The organism is Streptosporangium sp. NPDC050284, from assembly GCF_044459525.1.
Classification (GTDB): domain Bacteria; phylum Actinomycetota; class Actinomycetes; order Streptosporangiales; family Streptosporangiaceae; genus Streptosporangium.
Map to the genome: position 1 here is coordinate 77288 of NZ_JBITIZ010000020.1, position 18521 is coordinate 95808.

At 72.2% G+C, this 18521-nt stretch carries 14 protein-coding genes; 6 read left to right on the forward strand and 8 right to left on the reverse strand.

Going from position 1 to position 18521, the window contains the following annotated elements:
* Positions 1–178 precede the first annotated feature (178 nt).
* Positions 179–544, forward strand: a complete 366-nt coding sequence (locus ACIBH4_RS34085; RefSeq protein ID WP_362516586.1) for a VOC family protein — start codon at positions 179–181, stop codon at positions 542–544.
* A gap of 159 nt (positions 545–703) precedes the next feature.
* Here the strand turns inward: ACIBH4_RS34085 and ACIBH4_RS34090 are convergent, their stop codons facing one another.
* Both ACIBH4_RS34090 and ACIBH4_RS34095 read right to left on the reverse strand, forming a co-directional pair.
* Positions 704–3196 (reverse strand): DNA topoisomerase IV subunit A, encoded by a 2493-nt coding sequence (locus ACIBH4_RS34090; protein WP_362516584.1) that lies wholly within the window; start codon positions 3194–3196, stop codon positions 704–706.
* Positions 3197–3411: 215 nt separating this feature from the next.
* A complete protein-coding gene (locus ACIBH4_RS34095) occupies positions 3412–4056 on the reverse strand; it encodes a GNAT family N-acetyltransferase (protein WP_362516582.1) in 645 nt (214 codons plus the stop codon).
* A gap of 135 nt (positions 4057–4191) precedes the next feature.
* Here ACIBH4_RS34095 and ACIBH4_RS34100 point away from each other — a divergent pair, with 135 nt between their 5' ends.
* On the forward strand, positions 4192–6261 hold the full coding sequence (locus ACIBH4_RS34100; protein ID WP_362516596.1) for a RecQ family ATP-dependent DNA helicase: 2070 nt from the start codon (positions 4192–4194) through the stop codon (positions 6259–6261).
* Between the two features lie 39 nt (positions 6262–6300).
* Here ACIBH4_RS34100 and ACIBH4_RS34105 read toward each other — a convergent pair whose 3' ends face one another.
* Both ACIBH4_RS34105 and ACIBH4_RS34110 read right to left on the reverse strand, forming a co-directional pair.
* The gene (locus tag ACIBH4_RS34105) at positions 6301–7131 is read right to left on the reverse strand and encodes a formate/nitrite transporter family protein (protein WP_362516580.1); all 831 of its coding nucleotides are present in this window, start codon (positions 7129–7131) and stop codon (positions 6301–6303) included.
* A 268-nt stretch (positions 7132–7399) separates the two neighbouring features.
* On the reverse strand, positions 7400–8293 hold the full coding sequence (locus tag ACIBH4_RS34110; RefSeq protein ID WP_362516578.1) for a sugar kinase: 894 nt from the start codon (positions 8291–8293) through the stop codon (positions 7400–7402).
* A gap of 211 nt (positions 8294–8504) precedes the next feature.
* Here ACIBH4_RS34110 and ACIBH4_RS34115 point away from each other — a divergent pair, with 211 nt between their 5' ends.
* Positions 8505–11123, forward strand: coding sequence for a bifunctional GNAT family N-acetyltransferase/acetate--CoA ligase family protein (locus ACIBH4_RS34115; RefSeq protein ID WP_362516576.1), 2619 nt, complete (start codon positions 8505–8507; stop codon positions 11121–11123).
* Between the two features lie 87 nt (positions 11124–11210).
* Here the strand turns inward: ACIBH4_RS34115 and ACIBH4_RS34120 are convergent, their stop codons facing one another.
* Positions 11211–11738 (reverse strand): hypothetical protein, encoded by a 528-nt coding sequence (locus ACIBH4_RS34120; protein WP_362516574.1) that lies wholly within the window; start codon positions 11736–11738, stop codon positions 11211–11213.
* Positions 11739–12242: 504 nt separating this feature from the next.
* Here ACIBH4_RS34120 and ACIBH4_RS34125 point away from each other — a divergent pair.
* Genes ACIBH4_RS34125 through ACIBH4_RS34135 form a run of 3 tightly spaced genes read left to right on the forward strand, consistent with a single transcriptional unit; the run spans position 12243 to position 14831 of the window.
* Positions 12243–12833 carry a DUF5998 family protein gene (locus ACIBH4_RS34125; protein WP_350945965.1) on the forward strand — a complete coding sequence of 197 codons (591 nt, stop codon included), beginning with the start codon at positions 12243–12245 and terminating at the stop codon, positions 12831–12833.
* Positions 12830–13945, forward strand: coding sequence for a nucleotide pyrophosphatase/phosphodiesterase family protein (locus tag ACIBH4_RS34130; RefSeq protein ID WP_362516571.1), 1116 nt, complete (start codon positions 12830–12832; stop codon positions 13943–13945). The genes ACIBH4_RS34125 and ACIBH4_RS34130 overlap by 4 nt, the downstream gene beginning before the upstream one ends.
* Before the next feature lie 49 nt (positions 13946–13994).
* Positions 13995–14831 carry a sulfurtransferase gene (locus ACIBH4_RS34135; protein WP_362516569.1) on the forward strand — a complete coding sequence of 279 codons (837 nt, stop codon included), beginning with the start codon at positions 13995–13997 and terminating at the stop codon, positions 14829–14831.
* Between the two features lie 3 nt (positions 14832–14834).
* Here the strand turns inward: ACIBH4_RS34135 and ACIBH4_RS34140 are convergent, their stop codons facing one another.
* The 3 genes from ACIBH4_RS34140 to ACIBH4_RS34150 are packed head-to-tail and all read right to left on the reverse strand — an operon-like array spanning position 14835 to position 18469.
* Positions 14835–17441 carry a CHAT domain-containing protein gene (locus tag ACIBH4_RS34140; RefSeq protein WP_362516567.1) on the reverse strand — a complete coding sequence of 869 codons (2607 nt, stop codon included), beginning with the start codon at positions 17439–17441 and terminating at the stop codon, positions 14835–14837.
* The gene (locus ACIBH4_RS34145; protein WP_362516565.1) at positions 17442–17906 is read right to left on the reverse strand and encodes a hypothetical protein; all 465 of its coding nucleotides are present in this window, start codon (positions 17904–17906) and stop codon (positions 17442–17444) included. It abuts the gene before it with no gap.
* On the reverse strand, positions 17903–18469 hold the full coding sequence (locus tag ACIBH4_RS34150) for a sigma-70 family RNA polymerase sigma factor (RefSeq protein WP_362516562.1): 567 nt from the start codon (positions 18467–18469) through the stop codon (positions 17903–17905). The genes ACIBH4_RS34145 and ACIBH4_RS34150 overlap by 4 nt, the downstream gene beginning before the upstream one ends.
* Positions 18470–18521 lie beyond the last annotated feature (52 nt).

The window sequence follows — 18521 nt, forward strand, 5'->3', positions numbered from 1 at the left end:
GATCTGGGGCGGGCGGGGCTGCGGCCCCGGGGGGGCCCTAAGCCGGCGCGGGGCCCGGGGGGGGGGCCCCCCCCCCCCGCCCCCCCCCGCGCCTCGGGCCCGGTCGGCACGGAACGCACCTGAGGCTTCCGGCGAGACCGCCATGAGATCTTCACCGGTGTCAAGATCAGGAGGAAACATGGGAATCGCGCAGCTGAGGTCGATCGTCCTCGACTGTCCAGATCCCAGGCGACTGGCCGACTTCTACAGTGCCCTTCTGGGCTGGAAGATCGCCGGAGTCGAGGACGACTGGGTGGTGGTCACCGGGGATGGGCCAGGGCGGCTCTGCTTCCAACGGGTTCCCGACCATCGGCCACCGGAGTGGCCCACCGCCGAACGGCCCCAGCAGTTTCACATCGATGTGACGGTCGAGGACTTCGATGAGGCGGAAAAGGAGGTGCTGGCGCTCGGCGCGTCCAAACACCCCTACCAGCCGGGCGAGGATGAGGGTTTCCGGGTCTTTCTCGACCCTGCCGGGCACCCGTTCTGCCTGTGCGTCGACTGACCGTCCTGAGCGATCTCAGGGCCTCCGCACCGATGGCGTCTCCCGCGGAAGGCCGCCGCGCCACTGCTGCCGCGTGACGCGGGGGCCTTCCGCGGGAAACCTCGCCGACCGCCTCATGGGATCACGCGGAATCCCCGGGGCCCTTCTCGCGGGCGGGGGTCACTCCTGCGGGGGAGCCGCCTCGGAGCCCTCCTCGCCGCCTTCGGAGCCGAGGGCGCCGCCCACGGCCGACACGGTGTGGGTGAGCCGTACGCCGGAGCCGTCACGGCGGCCCAGCTCCTCGGGGAGAGGCACGGGCTTGCCGACGGCCGAGACCGCGCGGGCCGGGCCGGGACCGGCCCAGGCGAGCAGCAGGATGTCTTCGCCCTTGAGGAAGCGCTGGACGCGGACCCCGCCGGTGCCCCTGCCCTTCGGCGGGTATTCGGCGAAGTCGGAGATCTTGGCGCCGCCGATCTGGGTGCCCGGCAGCGCCGTGGAGGAACCGGCGATCGTCACGACCTGTGACTCGCGGGCGGGATCGACCGCGCCGAACCAGATCACCACGGCGTCGCCGTCCAGCCGTACACCGGCCATGCCGCCCGCGGGGCGGCCCTGCGGGCGGACGATGGAGGCGGAGTAGCGCAGCAGCTGGGCCTCGGAGGTGATGAAGACGAGATCGTGGTTCTCGTTCTCCAGCTCCACAGCGCCCACCACGGTGTCACCCTCCTTGAGGGTGATCACCTCGAAGTCGTCGCGGTTGGCCGGGTAGTCGGGGACGACCCGCTTGACCACCCCCTGCGCCGTGCCCAGCGCGAGGCCGGGCCCCTCGGGATCGAGCGAGCCGATGCCGACGACCGTCTCGCCCGGGTTGAAGGTGACGTACTCCGCGACCGGGTGGCCTCCCGACAGCGACGGCGGGTTGTTCGAACGGGGCAGCGTGGGCAGGTCGACGACCTGGACCCGGATCATCCGCCCCTGGTTGGTGACCACGCCCACCTCACCCCTGACCGTGCTCCGCACGACGGAGACCAGCACGTCGTGGGCCGAGCGTTCGCCGTCGCCGGCCAGCGGCGAGGCGTCGAACGTGCGGGCCAGCAGGCCGGTGGAGGAGAACAGCACCAGGCAGGGGTCGTCGGCCACCTCCAGGGGGACCGAGACGTTTCTCGCGACCCCTGAGGACTCCAGCAGCACCGTGCGGCGCGGGGTGCCGAAGGTCTTGGAGACCTGGGCGAGCTCGTCGGAGACGACCTTGCGGAGCCTGTCGTCGGAGGACAGGATCGCGGTCAGCTCGGCGATCTCGTCGCGCAGGGTCTGGCTCTCGCGGTCGAGCTCCAGCTTGTCGTAGCGGGTCAGGCGGCGCAGCGGGGTGTCGAGGATGTAGTTGGCCTGGATCTCCGACAGCTCGAAGATCTCCATCAGGCGCTCGCGGGCCTGGGCGGAGTTGTCGGAGGAGCGGATGACCTGGATGACCTCGTCGATGTTGAGCAGGGCGACGATGAGGCCCTCGACGAGGTGCAGGCGCTCCTCGCGCTTGCGCCGGCGGTAGAGCGAGCGTCGGCGGACCACGTCGATGCGGTGGTCGACGTAGACCTGGAGCAGCTCGCGCAGGCCCAGCGTGCGCGGCTCGCCGTCGACGAGGGCGACGTTGTTGATGCCGAAGGTCTCCTCCATCGGCGTGAGCCGGTAGAGCTCCTCCAGCACGGCCTCGGGGATGAAGCCGTTCTTGATCTCGATGACCAGGCTGAGGCCCTTGTGCCGGTCGCTGAGGTCCTTGAGGTCGGAGATGCCCTGGAGCTTCTTGGCGGTGACCAGCTCCCTGATCTTGGTGACCACCCGCTCGGGGCCGACGTTGAAGGGCAGCTCGGTGACGACGATGCCCTTGCGGCGAGGGCTGACCTGCTCGATGGCGCACTTGGCGCGCATCCGGAAGGTGCCCCTGCCCTTGGCGTACGCGTCGCGGATGCCGTCGAGACCGATGATCGTGCCGCCGGTGGGCAGGTCGGGGCCGGGGACGAACCGCATCAGGTCGTCGAGCGTCGCGTCCGGCTTCTTGATCAGGTGGCGGGCGGCGGCGACGACCTCCACGAGGTTGTGCGGCGCCATGTTGGTGGCCATGCCGACCGCGATGCCGGTGGCACCGTTGACCAGCAGGTTGGGGAAGGCCGACGGCATGACCGTGGGCTCGGTCTCCTGGCCGTCGTAGTTGGGCTTGAAATCGACCGTGTCCTCGTCGATCGACTGGACCACGGCCATCGCCGCCGAGGCGAGCCGGGCCTCGGTGTAGCGCATCGCGGCGGGCAGGTCGTCGGGGGAGCCGAAGTTGCCGTGCCCGTCGATGAGCGGCAGACGCATCGAGAACGGCTGGGCCATGCGGACCAGCGCGTCGTAGATGGCGGTGTCGCCGTGCGGGTGCAGCTTGCCCATCACGTCGCCGACGACGCGCGAGGACTTGACGTGGCCCCTGTCGGGCCGCAGGCCCATCTCGCTCATCGAGTAGAGGATCCGGCGCTGGACCGGCTTGAGGCCGTCTCTGGCGTCCGGCAGCGCACGCTGGTAGATGACCGAGTATGCGTATTCGAGGAAGCTGGTGCGCATCTCGGTGGAAACGTCGATGTCGACGATCCGCTCCTCGAAGCCCTCGTCTGTCGGGGGTGTGGTCGTCCGTCGAGCCATCTGATTTCCTGCGCGCGTGCCCCGGCCGTCAGGCGGGGGGAGGCGCATCCTCCTTCTGTCTTCGTGGTCCAACCGTTGGCGCCGGCTCCCCGGGGAGCCTTGACCGGGATGTCCGGCGGGAGGCCGGTGACGGGGGCGACCGGGTATCGTACCGGGACTGGATACGATACCCAGCCCGTCCGACACTTCCGGGCCTTACGGCCTGCCCGCGGGTGTCAGAGCCGTTCCTGCCGGTCCGCCCGTGGGTGCTGGGGCCGTCCTGGCGGGGTGCCGAGGGCGGGAAGAACGCGGGTCCGAGGACCCGCTCCCGGCCAGGGGCCGGGGGTCTCGCCCTCGTGTTCGTCGCCGGGCACGTTCACCCTGGTGTCGTAGACCCTGAAACCGCGTGCCCGATAGTTCGCGAGAGCCACCGGGCTGTCAAGTGAGCAGGTGTGCAGCCACACCCGCCGGGTCGGCTCCCGCTCCGGCTGCCGGTCGGCCAGGTCCCAGGCCCTGGCCGTGCCGACCTCCAGCAGGTGACCGCCGATGCCCTGGCCGATCGCCCACGCCAGGAGGCCGAAGGAGGTGATCTCGACCGTCGCGTCGTCCTGGGGGGCGAGTTCGACGAAGCCCGCGGGGGTGCCGCGATGGTAGGCCACCCAGGTCTCCACGCCCCCGGCGAGCCAGTCGGCCCACTCGTCCCAGGTCCACGGAAGCTTGTTGGTCCAGTGCCAGTCTCCGCCGACGGCCGTGGTGAGGAACCGGCTGAACTCCGGCGAGGGCAGCTCGGCGCGGACGATGTCGACCTCGACCGACGGAGGTTTGGCGGGCAGCAGGTCCGAGCGGGAGGTCTGTTCGAGATACCAGGTGGTGACGTCCATAGTGGATGCATCAAATCACGGCGCGGAGCCCGTCAGGTCCCCAGCTCCCGACACCGCGCGGAGGCACGCGTGTGCCGTACCGGGGGAAAACAGTCGGCGAGACCTGGTACCAATGACCGGGTGAGCGAAGAGCTGATGCTGCGCGAAGAGGCCGAGGAGCGGCTGCGGGCGCTCGCCGGGGAGCACGCCCGGCTGCGCGAGGACCAGTGGGCGGCGATCAAGGCACTGGTGATGGACCGGCGCCGGGTGCTCGTGGTGCAGCGCACCGGCTGGGGCAAGTCGGCGGTTTACTTCATCGCCACCGCGCTCCTGCGCGAGCTGGGCGAGGGGCCGACCGTCATCGTGTCACCGCTGCTGGCCCTGATGCGCAACCAGATCGCCGCCGCCGAACGCGCCGGGATCACCGCGGTCACGGTCAACTCCGCCAACCCCGAGGAGTGGGAGCAGGTCTACAACCAGGTCGCCGAGGGCGCGGTCGACGTGCTGCTCGTCAGCCCCGAGCGGCTCAACAACCCCGACTTCCGCGACCACGTGCTGCCCGAGCTGGCCGAGAGCGCGGGCCTGATCGTGGTCGACGAGGCCCACTGCATCTCCGACTGGGGTCACGACTTCCGCCCCGACTACCGGCGGTTGCGCACGCTGTTCGAGGAGCTCACCGAGGGCGTGCCGATCCTCGCGACCACCGCCACGGCCAACGCCAGGGTCACCCGCGACGTCGCGGAGCAGATGGGCGAGGAGACGCTCGTGCTGCGCGGCGCGCTGGAGCGCGACAGCCTCCACCTCGGGGTCGTGCGCCTGCGCGGCGCCGAGCAGCGTCTGGCCTGGCTCGCCCAGACGCTGCACGAGCTCCCGGGTTCCGGCATCGTCTACACGCTCACCGTGGCCGCCGCCCAGGAGATCGCCGCCTACCTGCGTGAGCAGGGCCATGAGGTGATCGCCTATTCGGGGCAGACCGAGCAGGCCGAGCGGCTCGCCGCCGAGCAGGCGCTGCTGGACAACAAGATCAAGGCGCTGGTCGCGACCTCCGCGCTCGGTATGGGCTACGACAAGCCCGACCTCGGCTTCGTCGTGCACGTCGGCGCACCCCAGTCCCCGGTGGCCTACTACCAGCAGGTCGGCCGTGCGGGCCGAGGGGTCGAGCGTGCCGAGGTGATCCTGCTGCCCGGCGCGGAGGACCGCGACATCTGGGCCTACTTCGCCTCGCTGGCCTTCCCTCCCGAGCCCGTGGTGCGCGCCGTGCTGGCTGCGCTTGAGGAGGGCGGCGTGATGTCCACGGCCGCCCTGGAGAACCGGGTGGACCTCAGCAGGAGCCGCCTGGAGACGATGCTGAAGGTCCTCGACGTCGACGGCGCGGTGCGCCGGGTCAAGGGCGGCTGGGAGTCCACCGGCGAGCCCTGGGCGTACGACGCCCCCCGCTACGCCAGGGTCGCCGCCGAGCGGGAGGCCGAGCAGCGGGCCATGCTCGACTACCTCGACACCACCGGCTGCCGTGAGGAGTTCCTGCGCCGCCGTCTTGACGACGACACCGCCTCACCCTGCGGGCGCTGCGACAACTGCACCGGCGGCCACCGCTCGCCCGAGGTGGACGAGCGGGCCGTACGGTCGGCCGCCGACCGGCTCCAGCGGCCCGGAGTGGACATCGAGGCCCGCAGGCAGTGGCCGACCGGGCTGGCCGACCTCAAGGGCAGGATCAAGCCGGAGCTGGGTGCCGAGCCGGGGAGGGTGCTGGGCAGGCTCACCGACATCGGCTGGGGCAACCGCCTGCGGGGCCTCCTCGCCGACGGCGCCTCCGACGGGCCGGTCCCCGACGACGTCTTCGCCGCCGTGATCAAGGTGCTCTCGTCCTGGGAGTGGGGCCGGCGACCGGTCGGCGTCGTCGCGGTGCCCTCGGGAAGCCGTCCCCAACTCGTCCGTAGCCTGGCCGAGCGGCTCGCCCAGGTGGGGCGCCTGTCCTACCTGGGCGACCTCGGTTATCGGTCGGGCTCGCCCGGACGGCAGTTCAACAGCGCGCAGCGCGTCCAGGCGATCCGGGGCACCCTCGCCATGCCCGCCGCCCTGGGGGCGGCCGTCGCCGGGGCCGGAGGCCCGATCCTGCTCGTCGACGACCTGGTCGACACCGGATGGACGATGACGCTGGGAGCCGCGCTGCTCCGTCACGCCGGAGCCCCCGCCGTGCTGCCTCTCGCCCTCGCGGTCACCAGCTAGACGAGTAAGTCTGGTCCGGTGGACGGCCGTGTCACGTTGTCAGTCGTGGTGGGCGCGTTCCTCGGCGAGGCGGTGTGGCACCCGCGCCAGCCGCAGGAAGGTCACCAGACCGACACCGCCGACGAGGTTGCCCATGACGGCCCAGCCCAACGCCGCCAACCAGTCGAGGTAACCGAACGGAGCCTGGCCGGTGATCAGGGCGGTGAACATCAGGATCGAGTCCAGCACGCTGTGGAACAGCTGACCACCGGCCAGCAGAGCGCCGAACAACACGGCGGGCACCAACCGGACCCCGAGATCGTCGGTGGCGTGCTGCATCCGGGTCATCAACGTGATCACCATGCCGGCCAGCACCGCGAGAGAGAACGAATGCAGGTTCGTCCCCAGATCCGCGAAGTGGTTGCCGGCCTCCACAGCCGTCCGATGCAGCCGGGGAAAAGCCTGCATGATCAACCAGGCGACTCCCCACCCGCCGGCCAGGTTGGCCACCAGCGACACCGCCCACAACCTGGCCAGTTCACCCACGGATCCACGGCGGGCCGCGACCGCGGCCACCGGTACCAGGAAGTTTTCGGTGAACAGCTCGCTACGGGCCAGCAACAGCGCGACGAAACCGATGCTGAACGCCAGCCCGGCCAGAATCGCCGACCCGGTCGCCTCCTTGACCAGCAGGTACGCCAGCACCCCGGTGCCGACGTCGATCCCACCCAGCAGGCCGGTCACCACCAACGTCGGCCACGGCCGCGCCAACCGCGCAGAACCCTCGCTGACCAGACGGTCGAAGGCGTCCTCAAGCTCGGGCTCCGGCTCCACCGGGGGCTGCGCGAGCCCGTCATCATGACGATGACCGGACTCCGAAGACTCACTCACCGAGACGGCATGCCCCTTGCGGCAGTCGCTACTCCGACCTCGGGAAACAATGGAACAGCCAATAACGGCAGGCGGTTTTGAGCCTGGTCAAGGGGTTTTTCGAATCCGACGTTCTGATCCGTGATGAGCGCGTTCCGCGTCGTCGCGATTCGGCGGCGATGTCCGATCGGTGCGGCGGGTAATCGCCTCAGGGGGAGCCGGGGGCACGTGCGGAACGCGGGACCAGGTCTGCCGCACGTTCAAGATCGGTGAACCCGCGAGGGACGGGTCAGAGGCGGGGGCGGGCGCCGAGGTGCGAGATGGCCCGGGAGGCGAGGTGGCAGCCGGAGGCGAGGGCCTCGGCCGGGGGCTTGCCGCCCAGCCACGCCGGGAGGAAGCCCGCGGTGAAGGCGTCACCGGCGCCGGTGCCGTCGACCACGCGTTCGATGGTCTCGGCGGGGACTTTGATCGGTTCGGGGCGGTTGTTGGCGTACCAGAGCGCGCCCTCGTCGCGAAGTTTGACGACGACCTGCGGGAACCAGGCGGTGAGGACCTTGGCGGCCGCGGAGGGGTCGTCGCGGCCGGTCAGGACCTTCGCCTGGTCGGCGTTGGCGAACAGCAGCTTGGCGCTCTGCGTCCACTCCAGGAAGGGCTCGGCGCCGGTGCGCTCCAGGGGAGCGGAGGATGAGCAGTCGACCGAGACGGACATCCCCGCACGGCGGGCCATCTCCAGGGCGGCCCTGCCGGCGTCGCGGGAGCCCTCGTTGATCAGGGTGTAGCCGGACAGGTGCAGGTGCCCGCCCTGGGAGAAGAGGTCGCGGGGCAGGTCCTCGGGCGACAGCGCCGCGTTCGCGCCGGGGTCGGACAGCATGGTGCGCTCGCCCTTGTGGGTGACGAGCACCACGCAGGTGCCGGTCGGGCGCTCGGGATCCATGACGAGACGGGCGTCGACGCCGTACCCCATCAGCTCCATGTCGCGGTTACGGCCCGTGATGTCGGCGCCACGTCGCCCGATGAAGGCGACCTCGGTGCCCTCGACGGCGAGCCAGGAGGCGATGTTGGCGCCCGAACCACCGCCGTGCATGGTGACGATCGCCGGTGTGTCACTGGCCCGGGCCAACGGGTAGCGAGCACGCGCGACCGCGTCGGTCATGAGATCGCCCACCACGACCACCCGCGTCATGATGTCACCACCTTGCTGCCTTCGATGCCGACCTGCCTCTAGACATGCTTCAAGCCATACCTCTGGCCGTGCCTGTAACCGCGAAAAACTTAACAGCTTCCGGCCAGCGTATGGGGCCTTGACCGGACACCGCACCACAGTCGATGCACAAGCGTTGCGTGAATTCGCCCGAGTGGTCTGTTATGTGAGATTCACGTCTACTCTCGGGACTGTGGAGGCTGCTCAGTATCCCGCTCACTGGGAGGCGGACGTCGTTCTGTCGGACGGTGGAACCGCCCACGTACGCCCGATTCGGCCCGCCGACGCCGACCGGTTGCGTTCCTTCTACGGTCGGTTGTCCGACGAGTCGATCTACTTCCGCTTCTTCGGCCCCCGGCCGCGGTTGTCGGAGCGGGAGATCACCTGGTTCACCAACGTCGACTACGACAGCCGGGTGGCGTTGATCGCCACGATCGGCACCGAGATGGTGGCGGTCATCCGCTACGACCGGATCGAGCCCGGTGAGGCGGAGGTCGCCTTCCTCGTCGAGGACGCCCACCAGGGCCGAGGAGTCGCCTCCGTACTCCTGGAACACCTGGCCGCCACCGCGAGGGAGAAGGGGATCGCCCGCTTCGTCGCCGACGTGCTGCCCGCCAACCAGAAGATGATGGCGGTGCTCAAGCAGGTCGGCTACACCGCGCAGAGCCGTTTCGCCGACGGCGTGGTGAGGATGACCCTCGACCTCACCCCGACCGAGACCGCCCAGGAGGTGACCGCCTCCCGCGAGCACCGTGCCGAGTCCCGTTCCATCGAGCGGTTGCTCTCACCCGGTTCGGTGGCGGTCGTGGGAGCGGGCCGAGAACCGGGCGGCGTCGGCCAGACCGTGCTGCGCAACCTGCTCGGCGCCGACTTCACCGGCCCGGTCTACCCAGTGCACCGAGAGGCGCGGGCCGTCGCGGGGGTGCGGGCCTATCCGAGCGTGACGGCCATCGACGGCGAGGTGGACCTCGCGGTGCTCGCGGTGCCCGCCGACGGGGTGATCGACGTGGTCAAGGAGTGCGCGGAGAAGGGCGTACGCGGGCTGATCGTGGTCTCCTCCGGATTCGGGGAGACCGGTCAGGAAGGCCGGGCAAGGCAGGACGAGCTGGCGCGCATCGCCCGCGCGTACGGCCTGCGGGTCGTCGGTCCCAACTGCCTCGGCATCGCCAACACCGACCCCGCGATACGGCTGAACGCCACGCTCGCCGCCACCCTCCCCGGCCTCGGACGGGTCGGGTTCTTCAGCCAGTCGGGAGCCCTGGGCACCGCGCTGCTGCAGCGGGTGGCCCAGCGCGGCATGGGCATCTCCTCGTTCGTCTCGGCGGGCAACCGCGCCGACGTGTCGGGCAACGACCTGCTGCAGTACTGGGAGGAGGACCCGCGGACCGACGTGATCCTGCTCTATCTGGAGTCGCTGGGAAATCCTCGCAAGTTCGCCCGCCTCGCGCGGCGCATCTCGCGCCGCAAGCCGATCGTGGTCGTCAAAAGCGGTGGCACCACCCAGAACGTGCCCACCGGCCACGCCGCACCCGTGCTCGGCCTGCCGGACACCGCGCTCAGTGCGCTGTTCGAGCAGGCGGGGGTGATCAGGGTCGACGACCTGATCCAGCAGTTCGACGTGGCGCAGCTGCTCGCCTACCAGCCGCTGCCCGCCGGGCCCAGGGTGGGACTGGTCAGCAACTCCGACGCGATGGCGCTCCTCGCGGCCGACGCCTGCGTGCGGATGGGCCTGGAGCCCCGCCCGCCGGTCAACCTCGGCGCGCGGGCCTGCGCGGAGGAGTTCGGTACGGCGCTCGCCTCGGTGATCCCGGACGTGGACGCCGTGGTCGCGATCTACATGCCGCCCATCCCCGGCGACGGGGCGGAGGTCGCCGCCGAGTTGCTGCGCGCCTCCCGCGACTGCGGCAAACCGGTGCTCGCCACCTTCGAAGGCAAGATCGGCATGCTCGACGAGCTGCGGGTCGGCACCGTACCCGGCAGGGGCTCCATCCCCTCGTACGCCGCACCGGAGGAGGCGGTCCGCGCGCTCGCCCACGTCGTGCGGCACGCGCGCTGGCTGGAGCAGCCGGCCGGACTGCCCGAGGAGGTCGAGGGCATCGACTTCGGCGCCGCGCGGGACCTCGTGCTCGCGACGCTCGCGGACACCCCGGCCGAGATCGACGCGTCGGAACTGCTCGCCCACTACGGGGTGGAGGTCTGGCCGTCGCAGACGGTGGGGTCGCCGCGGGAGGCGGTCAAGGTGGCGTCGAAGCTCGGCTGGCCGGTCGTGCTGAAGGCCGCGGATCCCGAGGCGGCCAAGCGTGCCGGGACCGTACGTCTCGGGCTGTCCGGTCCCGACGGGGTGCGTGACGCCTACGCCGACCTGAAGCGCCAGCTCGAACCCGGTGCCGTGCTCGCGGTGCAGCGCATGGCCCCGCAGCCCGCGGTGCCGACCGTGGCCGGTGTGATGGACGACCCCGCCTTCGGCGCGGTGGTCTCCTTCGGGCTCGGCGAGATCACCGCGCGGCTGCTGCGCGACGAGGCGTACCGTCTGGCCCCGCTGACCAGGGAGGACGCCGCGGCGCTGGTGAGGTCGCCGCGCGCCGCACCCCTTCTGCTCGGCGAGTACGGCTACCCGCCGGTCGCCGTCGAGGCACTGGAGGACCTGCTGGTCCGGCTCGGGCGGCTGGCGGACGACCTTCCCGAGGTGGCGCGGCTCACCCTCGACCCGGTGCTGGTGGGGGAGTCGGGGGTGATCGTGCTGGGTGCCCGCGCCGTGCTCCGCAGTCACGAGGGCCCGCGCCCGGACGGCGGTCCCCGGCGCCTCGGCTAGCGCACATGCCGCTTCGTCACCGCTCAGCGGCCACATCCGATCCGCCGCGAGGGCCAGGGCACTGTGGGGCACGTACGGAACGCGGGGCTAACCCGTCCGCCGGGTCGCGGGGATGATCTGGACCGTGCTGGCGACGGTGGCGGGCGCGGGACCGGTCTCCATGGCGTCGCCCGTGCCGGGATCGACCATGTCCATGCCGTCCTGGACGGCATGGGCGGCATGGGCGGCTCTGCCGGACGCGGTGAGCGTTCCCGAGGCGTTCCGCGACACGGCCACGCCGACCGTGATCCGGGGGAGCTGGAATCCGGGCGCCACCAGGTCGCGCGTGTCGCAGTCGACGATTCCCGCCGTGATCCGGCATCTCCAGCCCGTGCCCGAGGCGCGCACCGGGGTCAGGCCCGTGGGGAAGTAGTAGGTGACCCTGGTCGGCCGGGTGATCCCGGCGGAGTCGGGTCTCGCGGTGACATCGATGGAGAAGGTGCCGCTGTCACCCGCCTCGAACGGGCCGTCGTGGACCGTGGTGAGGATCAGGTCGCCGGGGAAGCCCGCCCCGGAGAGGGACGGGCCGACGGCGGTCGCCGCCGCGGTCGTCATGGCGGCCGTCACGACGGTCACCGGGACGGCCGCCGCGAGGCGCGAGAGGCCGGTACGCCACGCCGGCCGGGTCCGGCCCCGCGAGGTCGGCAGACACGGCCGGGTCCGGCTCGGCGGGTCGGGCGGCGCTGGGACAGGCCGTCCTGCTGAATCCCGACCTTCTCCGGCCATGTTCTCTCGCCCCCTATTCCGGTAGGGATTCACCGCTTCCCATTCCGGAGTGATGAAAAAATCCCAGATATGTGAACAAGACGGAAAATAAATAAAATCGCCCGTTGTTGCTGCTCAGGGCGCCGCACACCCCCGCCCGTTACCGCTCCCGGTAACCCGGAAAGGGTCGCGTCAAACCGGGTGGAGGGGAAATTCGCGGCCGGCAACGGAGGCCCGGCGGCACCGGGATCACCCCCCGATGACGCTTTCACGGCCGGAAAAAGGCGAGGGCGGACCGCATCACGATTTGCACCGCGGGCCGAAGCTCACGTACTCCCGGTGAAAGCGCCGCCCCGGACAGGGCAGGATGGACCCATGAGGGAAACCCGACTCTCGTCCGCCGGCCTGCGCGACGCCATCGACCGCAGTGGCTACTATCCCGACCTGGTCGCCGACGCGGTCGAGTCCGCGCTCGGCAAGGAGCAGGTGGGCGCCTACGTCGTGCACCACGAGGCCACCTTCGACCCGGCCATGGAGGTGCGCAGGCACGTCACCGTGCTGGTGCTCTCGCCCACCCGGCTGCTCGTCTGCCACACCGACGAGCACCCCGCGGTGGAGGGAGTCTCGGCCTCCCACGCCTCCACGACCACCGAGGCCGTGCGCCTCAGCCGAATCCAGTCGGTCGCGGTCACCCGGGTCGTCCCCGACCCCGCCTCCTACGTGCCGGGGGTGCCGCCCACGGAGGTCACGCTCACCATCGGCTGGGGAGCCATCTCCCACGTCGATCTGGAGCCGGCCACCTGCGGCGACGAGAACTGCGAGTCCGACCACGGATACACCGGCGCCATCACGGCCGACGATCTCTCCCTGCGGGTGAGCGAGGCGGCGGACGGGCCGGAGGCCGTCTCCCACGTGCTGGCCTTCGCCAAGGCACTGTCGGAGGCCACCGCCCGCACCGCCTCGTGAACCCCCTGGTCCCCGCGTACGGGACGGCCTCGCTCGCGGACCTGTCCGCCTCACTGCTCGCCGCGGTCGGGGTGGGCGGCGACAACCCGCTGGATCTCGCCCCCGCCGAGCGGGTCCTGCTGTTCCTCGTCGACGGGATGGGCGCCGAGCTGCTCCGCGCCCATCCCGGCGTCGCGCCGTTCCTGTCGTCCATGTCCGGTGGGGTGCTCACCGCGGGCTTCCCCGCCACCACCGTGACCAGTCTGAGCACCCTCGGCACCGGCCTGCCGCCGGGCGGGCACGGCATGCTCGGCTACCAGCTCGCCGTGCCCGGCGCCGGTTACCTGCTCAACTGCCTGCGCTGGACCGCCCCCGGTCCCCCCGTCGAGCCCGGCGCGTGGCAGCCGGCCCCCACCGTGTACGAGCGCGCGGCGGCGGCCGGCGTCCGGGTCAGCTACGTCGGCCCGGCCAGGTTCGAGACCACCGGTTTCAACAGGGCCGTCTATCGGGGCGTGCGCTTCGTCGGGGCCGACGAGGTCGACGACCGGATCGCCGGGGTCCGCCACGCGCTGGCCGAGCCCCGGGCCCACGTCTCGGTCTACTACGGTGATCTTGACTCCATCGGCCACGTCGCCGGCTGGGGCTCCCCGGCCTGGCTCGACCAGCTCGCCCGGGTCGACCGGATGGCCGAGCGGCTGGCGGAAACGCTCCCGCCCGGCTCGGCGATGTACGTCACCGCCGACCACGGCATGATCAACGTCGCCGATCGCGTCGACGTCGACACCTTTCCCGCGCTGCGCGAGGGCGTCGCCATGCTCGGAGGGGAGAGCAGGGCTCGCCATCTCTACACCGCCCCCGGCGCCTCGGCGGCGGTCCTCGACACCTGGCGCGAGGTCCTCGCGGGAAAGGCGTGGGTGGCGTCCCGGCAGGAGGCGGTCGAGTCCGGCTGGTTCGGGCCCGACGTCCGCCGCGAATGGCTGCCCAGGATAGGTGACGTCCTCGCCGTTCCCTACACCGACTGCGCCATCGTCGCCTCGGTCGCGGAGCCGCACGAGGCGAGCTTCCTCGGCTGTCACGGCTCGCTGACCCCCGCCGAGCAGTATGTTCCCCTTCTGGAGACGAGCACCCGCTGACATGCGCCCCGCGGCTGAATTCGGGGTCCGCACGCTGGAGGCATTTTCGATGAATCCGCTGATCACCACCGCCGAACTGGCCGACCTGGCCGAGGTGAGCGTCCTCGACGTGCGCTGGAAGCTCGCCGTCTCGCCCACCGGGCCGGCCGGGATCGACTCCTACCGTGAGGGGCACATCCCCGGCGCCGTCTTCTGCGACCTGGAGACCGACCTGACGGCCCATGCCGGGCAGGGGGGCCGCGGAGGCCGCCATCCGCTGCCCTCCGCCGAGGCTTTCCAGGAGGCGATGCGCCGGCTCGGCGTGTCCGGCTCCCGGACCGTCGTCGTCTACGACGGGGCCGACTCCACCGCGGCCGCCGCCCGCGCCTGGTGGCTCCTGCGCTACTTCGGCCACTCCGACGTGCGGGTCCTCGACGGCGGTCTGCGCGCCTGGATCTCCGAGGGCCTGCCGGTCTCAACCGAGGAGAGCAGCCCCGAGCCAGGCGACTTCGAGGCGCGGCCGGGCGGGATGCCGCTGCTCGACGCCGCGGGGGCCGGCGAACTCGCCGCCGACGGGGTGCTGCTCGACGCCCGCGCCGCCGAGCGCTACCGGGGCGAGGTCGAGCCGATCGACCCGGTCGCCGGGCACATCCCGGGCGCGGTCAGCGCCCCCACCGGTGAGAACGTCGACGCCTCCGGACGCTTCCACCTGCCAGAATTTCTGCGCGAACGCTTCAACACCCTGGGCGCGGTCCCCGGGGTCGCGGTCGGCGCCTACTGCGGGTCCGGCGTGACGGCGGCGCACGAGGTGCTGGCCCTGGAGGTGGCCGGCGTCCCGGCCGCGCTCTACGTCGGGTCGTGGTCGGACTGGGTGAGCGACCCCTCCCGGCCGGTCGCCGCCGGCTGACCGTCACGCTCCCTCCTCGCCGGTCGCCTCAGGTGGCCGGTCCTTCCCGGTCGGCCAAGGCGGCTCATCCCCGCGGCCGAAGCAGACGAAGCCCGCTACGCCGGTCCTCCCGCTCGCGACGGCCAGCGCCCGCGCGGGCGGGTCACCGGCGGCGAGGGCCTCGTGGAAGGCGGTCATCAGCGCGAGCGTCTCCTCGTCGCGCACCGGCACCAGGCTCGCCACCACGCACCGCGTCCCCAGCGACAGAAACGTGCCCGCGAGCCCCAGGGGCGCCCCGTCCGCGGGGGCGTGCGCCATTCCCGCGTCACACGCCGACAGCACCACCAGAGCGGGCGGGGTGCGCAGCCGCAGCAGGTCGTACGCCATCAGCGGGCCGTCGTCGAGGTCGATGCTCGACAGCAGCGGGCTGCGCGGGGAGAACATCCCGTGCGCGGCCAGGTGGGCCACGTCGGCCCGCTCCAGTGCCGCCAGCACCTCCGCCCGCCGCGCCGCCACCCGCTCCGTGCCTCGATGGCACTCGCCGACCATGCGGGCCTCGGCCTCCGCGTACCGCAGTCCCGGTCCGGCCACCGCCATCGGCACCGCCTCCTCCCTCCCGTCCCGTACGGACGGCACACGCCGCCCTGCCAGCCAGGCGGCGGCGCTGGCCGCCACGGTCACCGGCCGATCGGCGTTCATCGGCAGCAGTGGCCAGGGCAGGGTGTGCAGCATCCCCGTCGGCACGATCACCAGTGGCCGGTCGGCCAGCCGATCACGCAGCGGGCCGAAGAGGAGCCGTTCCAACTCCGTGGCCTCCGCACCGGGCTCGGGGGCCCTTCCGTCGAGCAGGTGTGTCCTGCGCAGCCCGTACCGGAGGCGGACGGTGGCCTCGGCGACGGCGGGAAACGGGCAGAGGCGGCGCAGCGTCATCCGGTCCCGGGTGACCACGACGGCGGCCAGGTCGCTCTCGTGGCGGACGAACTCCACCAGGACCGACTCCCCGAGTGCCGCCCGCAGCGCGGCCGGGCGGGGCGCGAGCGGCCGGCCGGCGCCCCCGGTGACCGCCCGCCACCGCTCGGCCCAGGCCAGGACCGCGTGGCCCCGCCCGGTCCGCACGGCGAGGGCGAGCCCGAAGCGGGCCAGCGGCTCACCCGCCCTGGCGGCGTGCGCGCGTACCACCGGATCCTCGAACGTCCTCGTCTCGGCGCCCACCTCCGCCAGACCGGCCAGCACCGCGGCGAACGCTCCCCGCCGGTCTCCCGCCAGGGAACGCAGTAGTGCCGTCGCGTGCAGGGCGACCACCCCGTGGCCCGAACGGGAGAGCAGGTCGAGCTGGTGCTCGGCGGAGGGCCGATCGCCCAGTCCGAGGGAGACCTCGGCGACGGTGAGCCTGAGCGCCTCCGAGGTGTCCTGGTGCCCGGCGGCGCCGAGGACGTCGGCGCACGAGAGCATCGTCGCCGCCAGCTCCGCCGTGGGCGACTCCAGCGCGAGCCGGGCCCGCAGGAGGATCTCCTCGGCGACCGGCACCAGGATCGTCCGCCCCTGCGCGGCCAGTTCGCGGGCGGCCAGGTCCGCGCTCTCCCTTGCGCGGCGCGGATCACCGGTGCGCAACTCGACCCTGGCGAGCAGCAGGAGGGCCTCGGCCAGTGCCGTCCCGGCGCCCGCCGCGGCCAGCTCGGGAACCGCCGCCTCCAGCAGGACCCGTGCCTCGCCGGGCAGATGGGCGGCGATCAGGGCCTCGGCCAGGTCGCAGCGCACCGTCGCCAGCCGCTCCGGGTAGCCGACCAGGACGCTCTCCGCGCGCCGGTAGGCGCTGAACGCGGCGGGCAGGTCGCCGCGCCGTGCGGCCAGGAACGGCAGGTTGCCCTCGGCGAGCGCGAGAACGTGTTCCAGGCCCGCGCCCCTCGCCAGCTCCGCGCACCGGCTCAGGTCGGCCTCCGCCGCCCCCAACTCTCCGAGGAACACCCGGGCGAGCCCGCGGTTCAGCATCGCCCCGGCCAGGAACCTGACATCGCCGCCGAGGACCCGCACGGCCCGGTCGCAGTGGTCGACGGCCTCGCGGTAGCGGCCGAGCCGTGCCAGGGCCACGGCCCGGTGCACGCCGAGCTTGCCCACCTCCGCCGGGGTGAGGCCGGGCTCGGCGTCGGAGGCGAGGGCGAGCGCCTGCTCCGGATGACCCAGCTCCGTACGGACGTGGACCAGTGACAGCCGCGCCTGGGCCGCCCGGTGCGGCAGCCCCGCCGAGAGCGCTATCCGCACCGCCCGGCGCAGGTGCTCCTCGGCGAACGGCAGGTCGCCCAGCTCGCGCGCCGCCACCGCCACCGCCCTGTGCGCCACCGCCTCCGTCTCGCAGTGCCCGCACCCCGCGAGGCGCTCGGCAGGCCCTCCGCCCTCCGGCCCCTCGTCCTCCGACGCGCCGATCTTCGGCTCTCCGCTCCTCGTCGCGCTGCCCTCTGTCGCATCGCTCCTCGTCGTGCTGCTCTCCGTCGCGTCGCCGACCGGGGCATCCGCCCGGCAGGACGCGGGAAGCGAGGCGAGCACACTGCGGGCGAGAGCGAGGGCGCGGGCCGGGTCGCTGCCCGAGAGGTCGAGCGCGTGCTCGGCGTCGGTGAGCGCCTCCTGGAAGGTCACCTACGGGCGGATCCGGGTCCAGGTGGTGACCACGGGGGAGCACCCGGGGCGGTGGCACACCACGCTGAACCAGCCCGGTGGCAGACCGGTGACGGCGAACTGGCCAGTCGAGGACAGCACACGCGACTCCGTGAGGTGCAGGGTGCGGATATCGACCAGCGTGCCCGCCTCTGGGCAGGGGGAGATCTGGCCCGCGAGGTCGACCAGGCCGTCCAGGGAGGTGACCTCCAACTCCACCGTGAGTTCGGCCACGGTGAACCTCAGCAGCCGTGCCCCCTCGGTGGACCGGACGCCTCGCGGCACGGACGTGACCACGGAGCGGGCCTGAACGGCGTCGGGTAGCCGCAGGCCGAAGGCCGCGTGGGCGGCGGCCGTCACCCGCGCGGGCACCGGGTCACTTCCCGAGGCCAGGCGCAGCGCGGCTATCAGGGACTCGTCGTCGATCGCCGCCGGATGTCGCGTCACGATGTCGCCTCCCGGGCGATGAGCATGGTGCGGAGCCGGCTCAGGCAGCGGCCCCTGGTGGGGCCGTAGCTGCCGCTGGGCATGCCCAGGCGCCCGGCCAGCTGGTGGACACCCGCGTCGGGGGCAGTCGCCATCAGCCGGAACAGCGACCGGCACGGCTCGTGCATCTCGTCGACGGCCTGCCACAGACGGCGGCCCTCGTCGGCGCTCAGCACGGCGAGCACGGGATCGGCGTGGGCTGCGCCCGCCGGGGCGAGCCACGCGTGCTCGCCGTCGGAGAGGTCGGCGACCAGCCGCTCGCCCCGGTGCCGACGGCTCAGGAGGGACGCCTCACGCTTGGCCGTGGTGAACAGCCAGGAGCCGATCCTGTCGGGGTCGCGGATGGTGTGCAGGCTCTCCAGCAGCCGCAGCCAGGTGCCCTGCACCGCGTCGGCGGCGTCCGCCGGGCTCAGGTCGTAGGCACGCACGGCCGACCACAGCAGCCCCGTGAAACGGGTGACCAGCGCGTCCCAGGCCACCTGGTCGTCCACCGGCACGGCGTCGATCTCGCGCTGGTCGCTCACCGCACCTCCGGAATCACGGAGAACACTTTACGTGTTCGAGTGAATGCTCTGG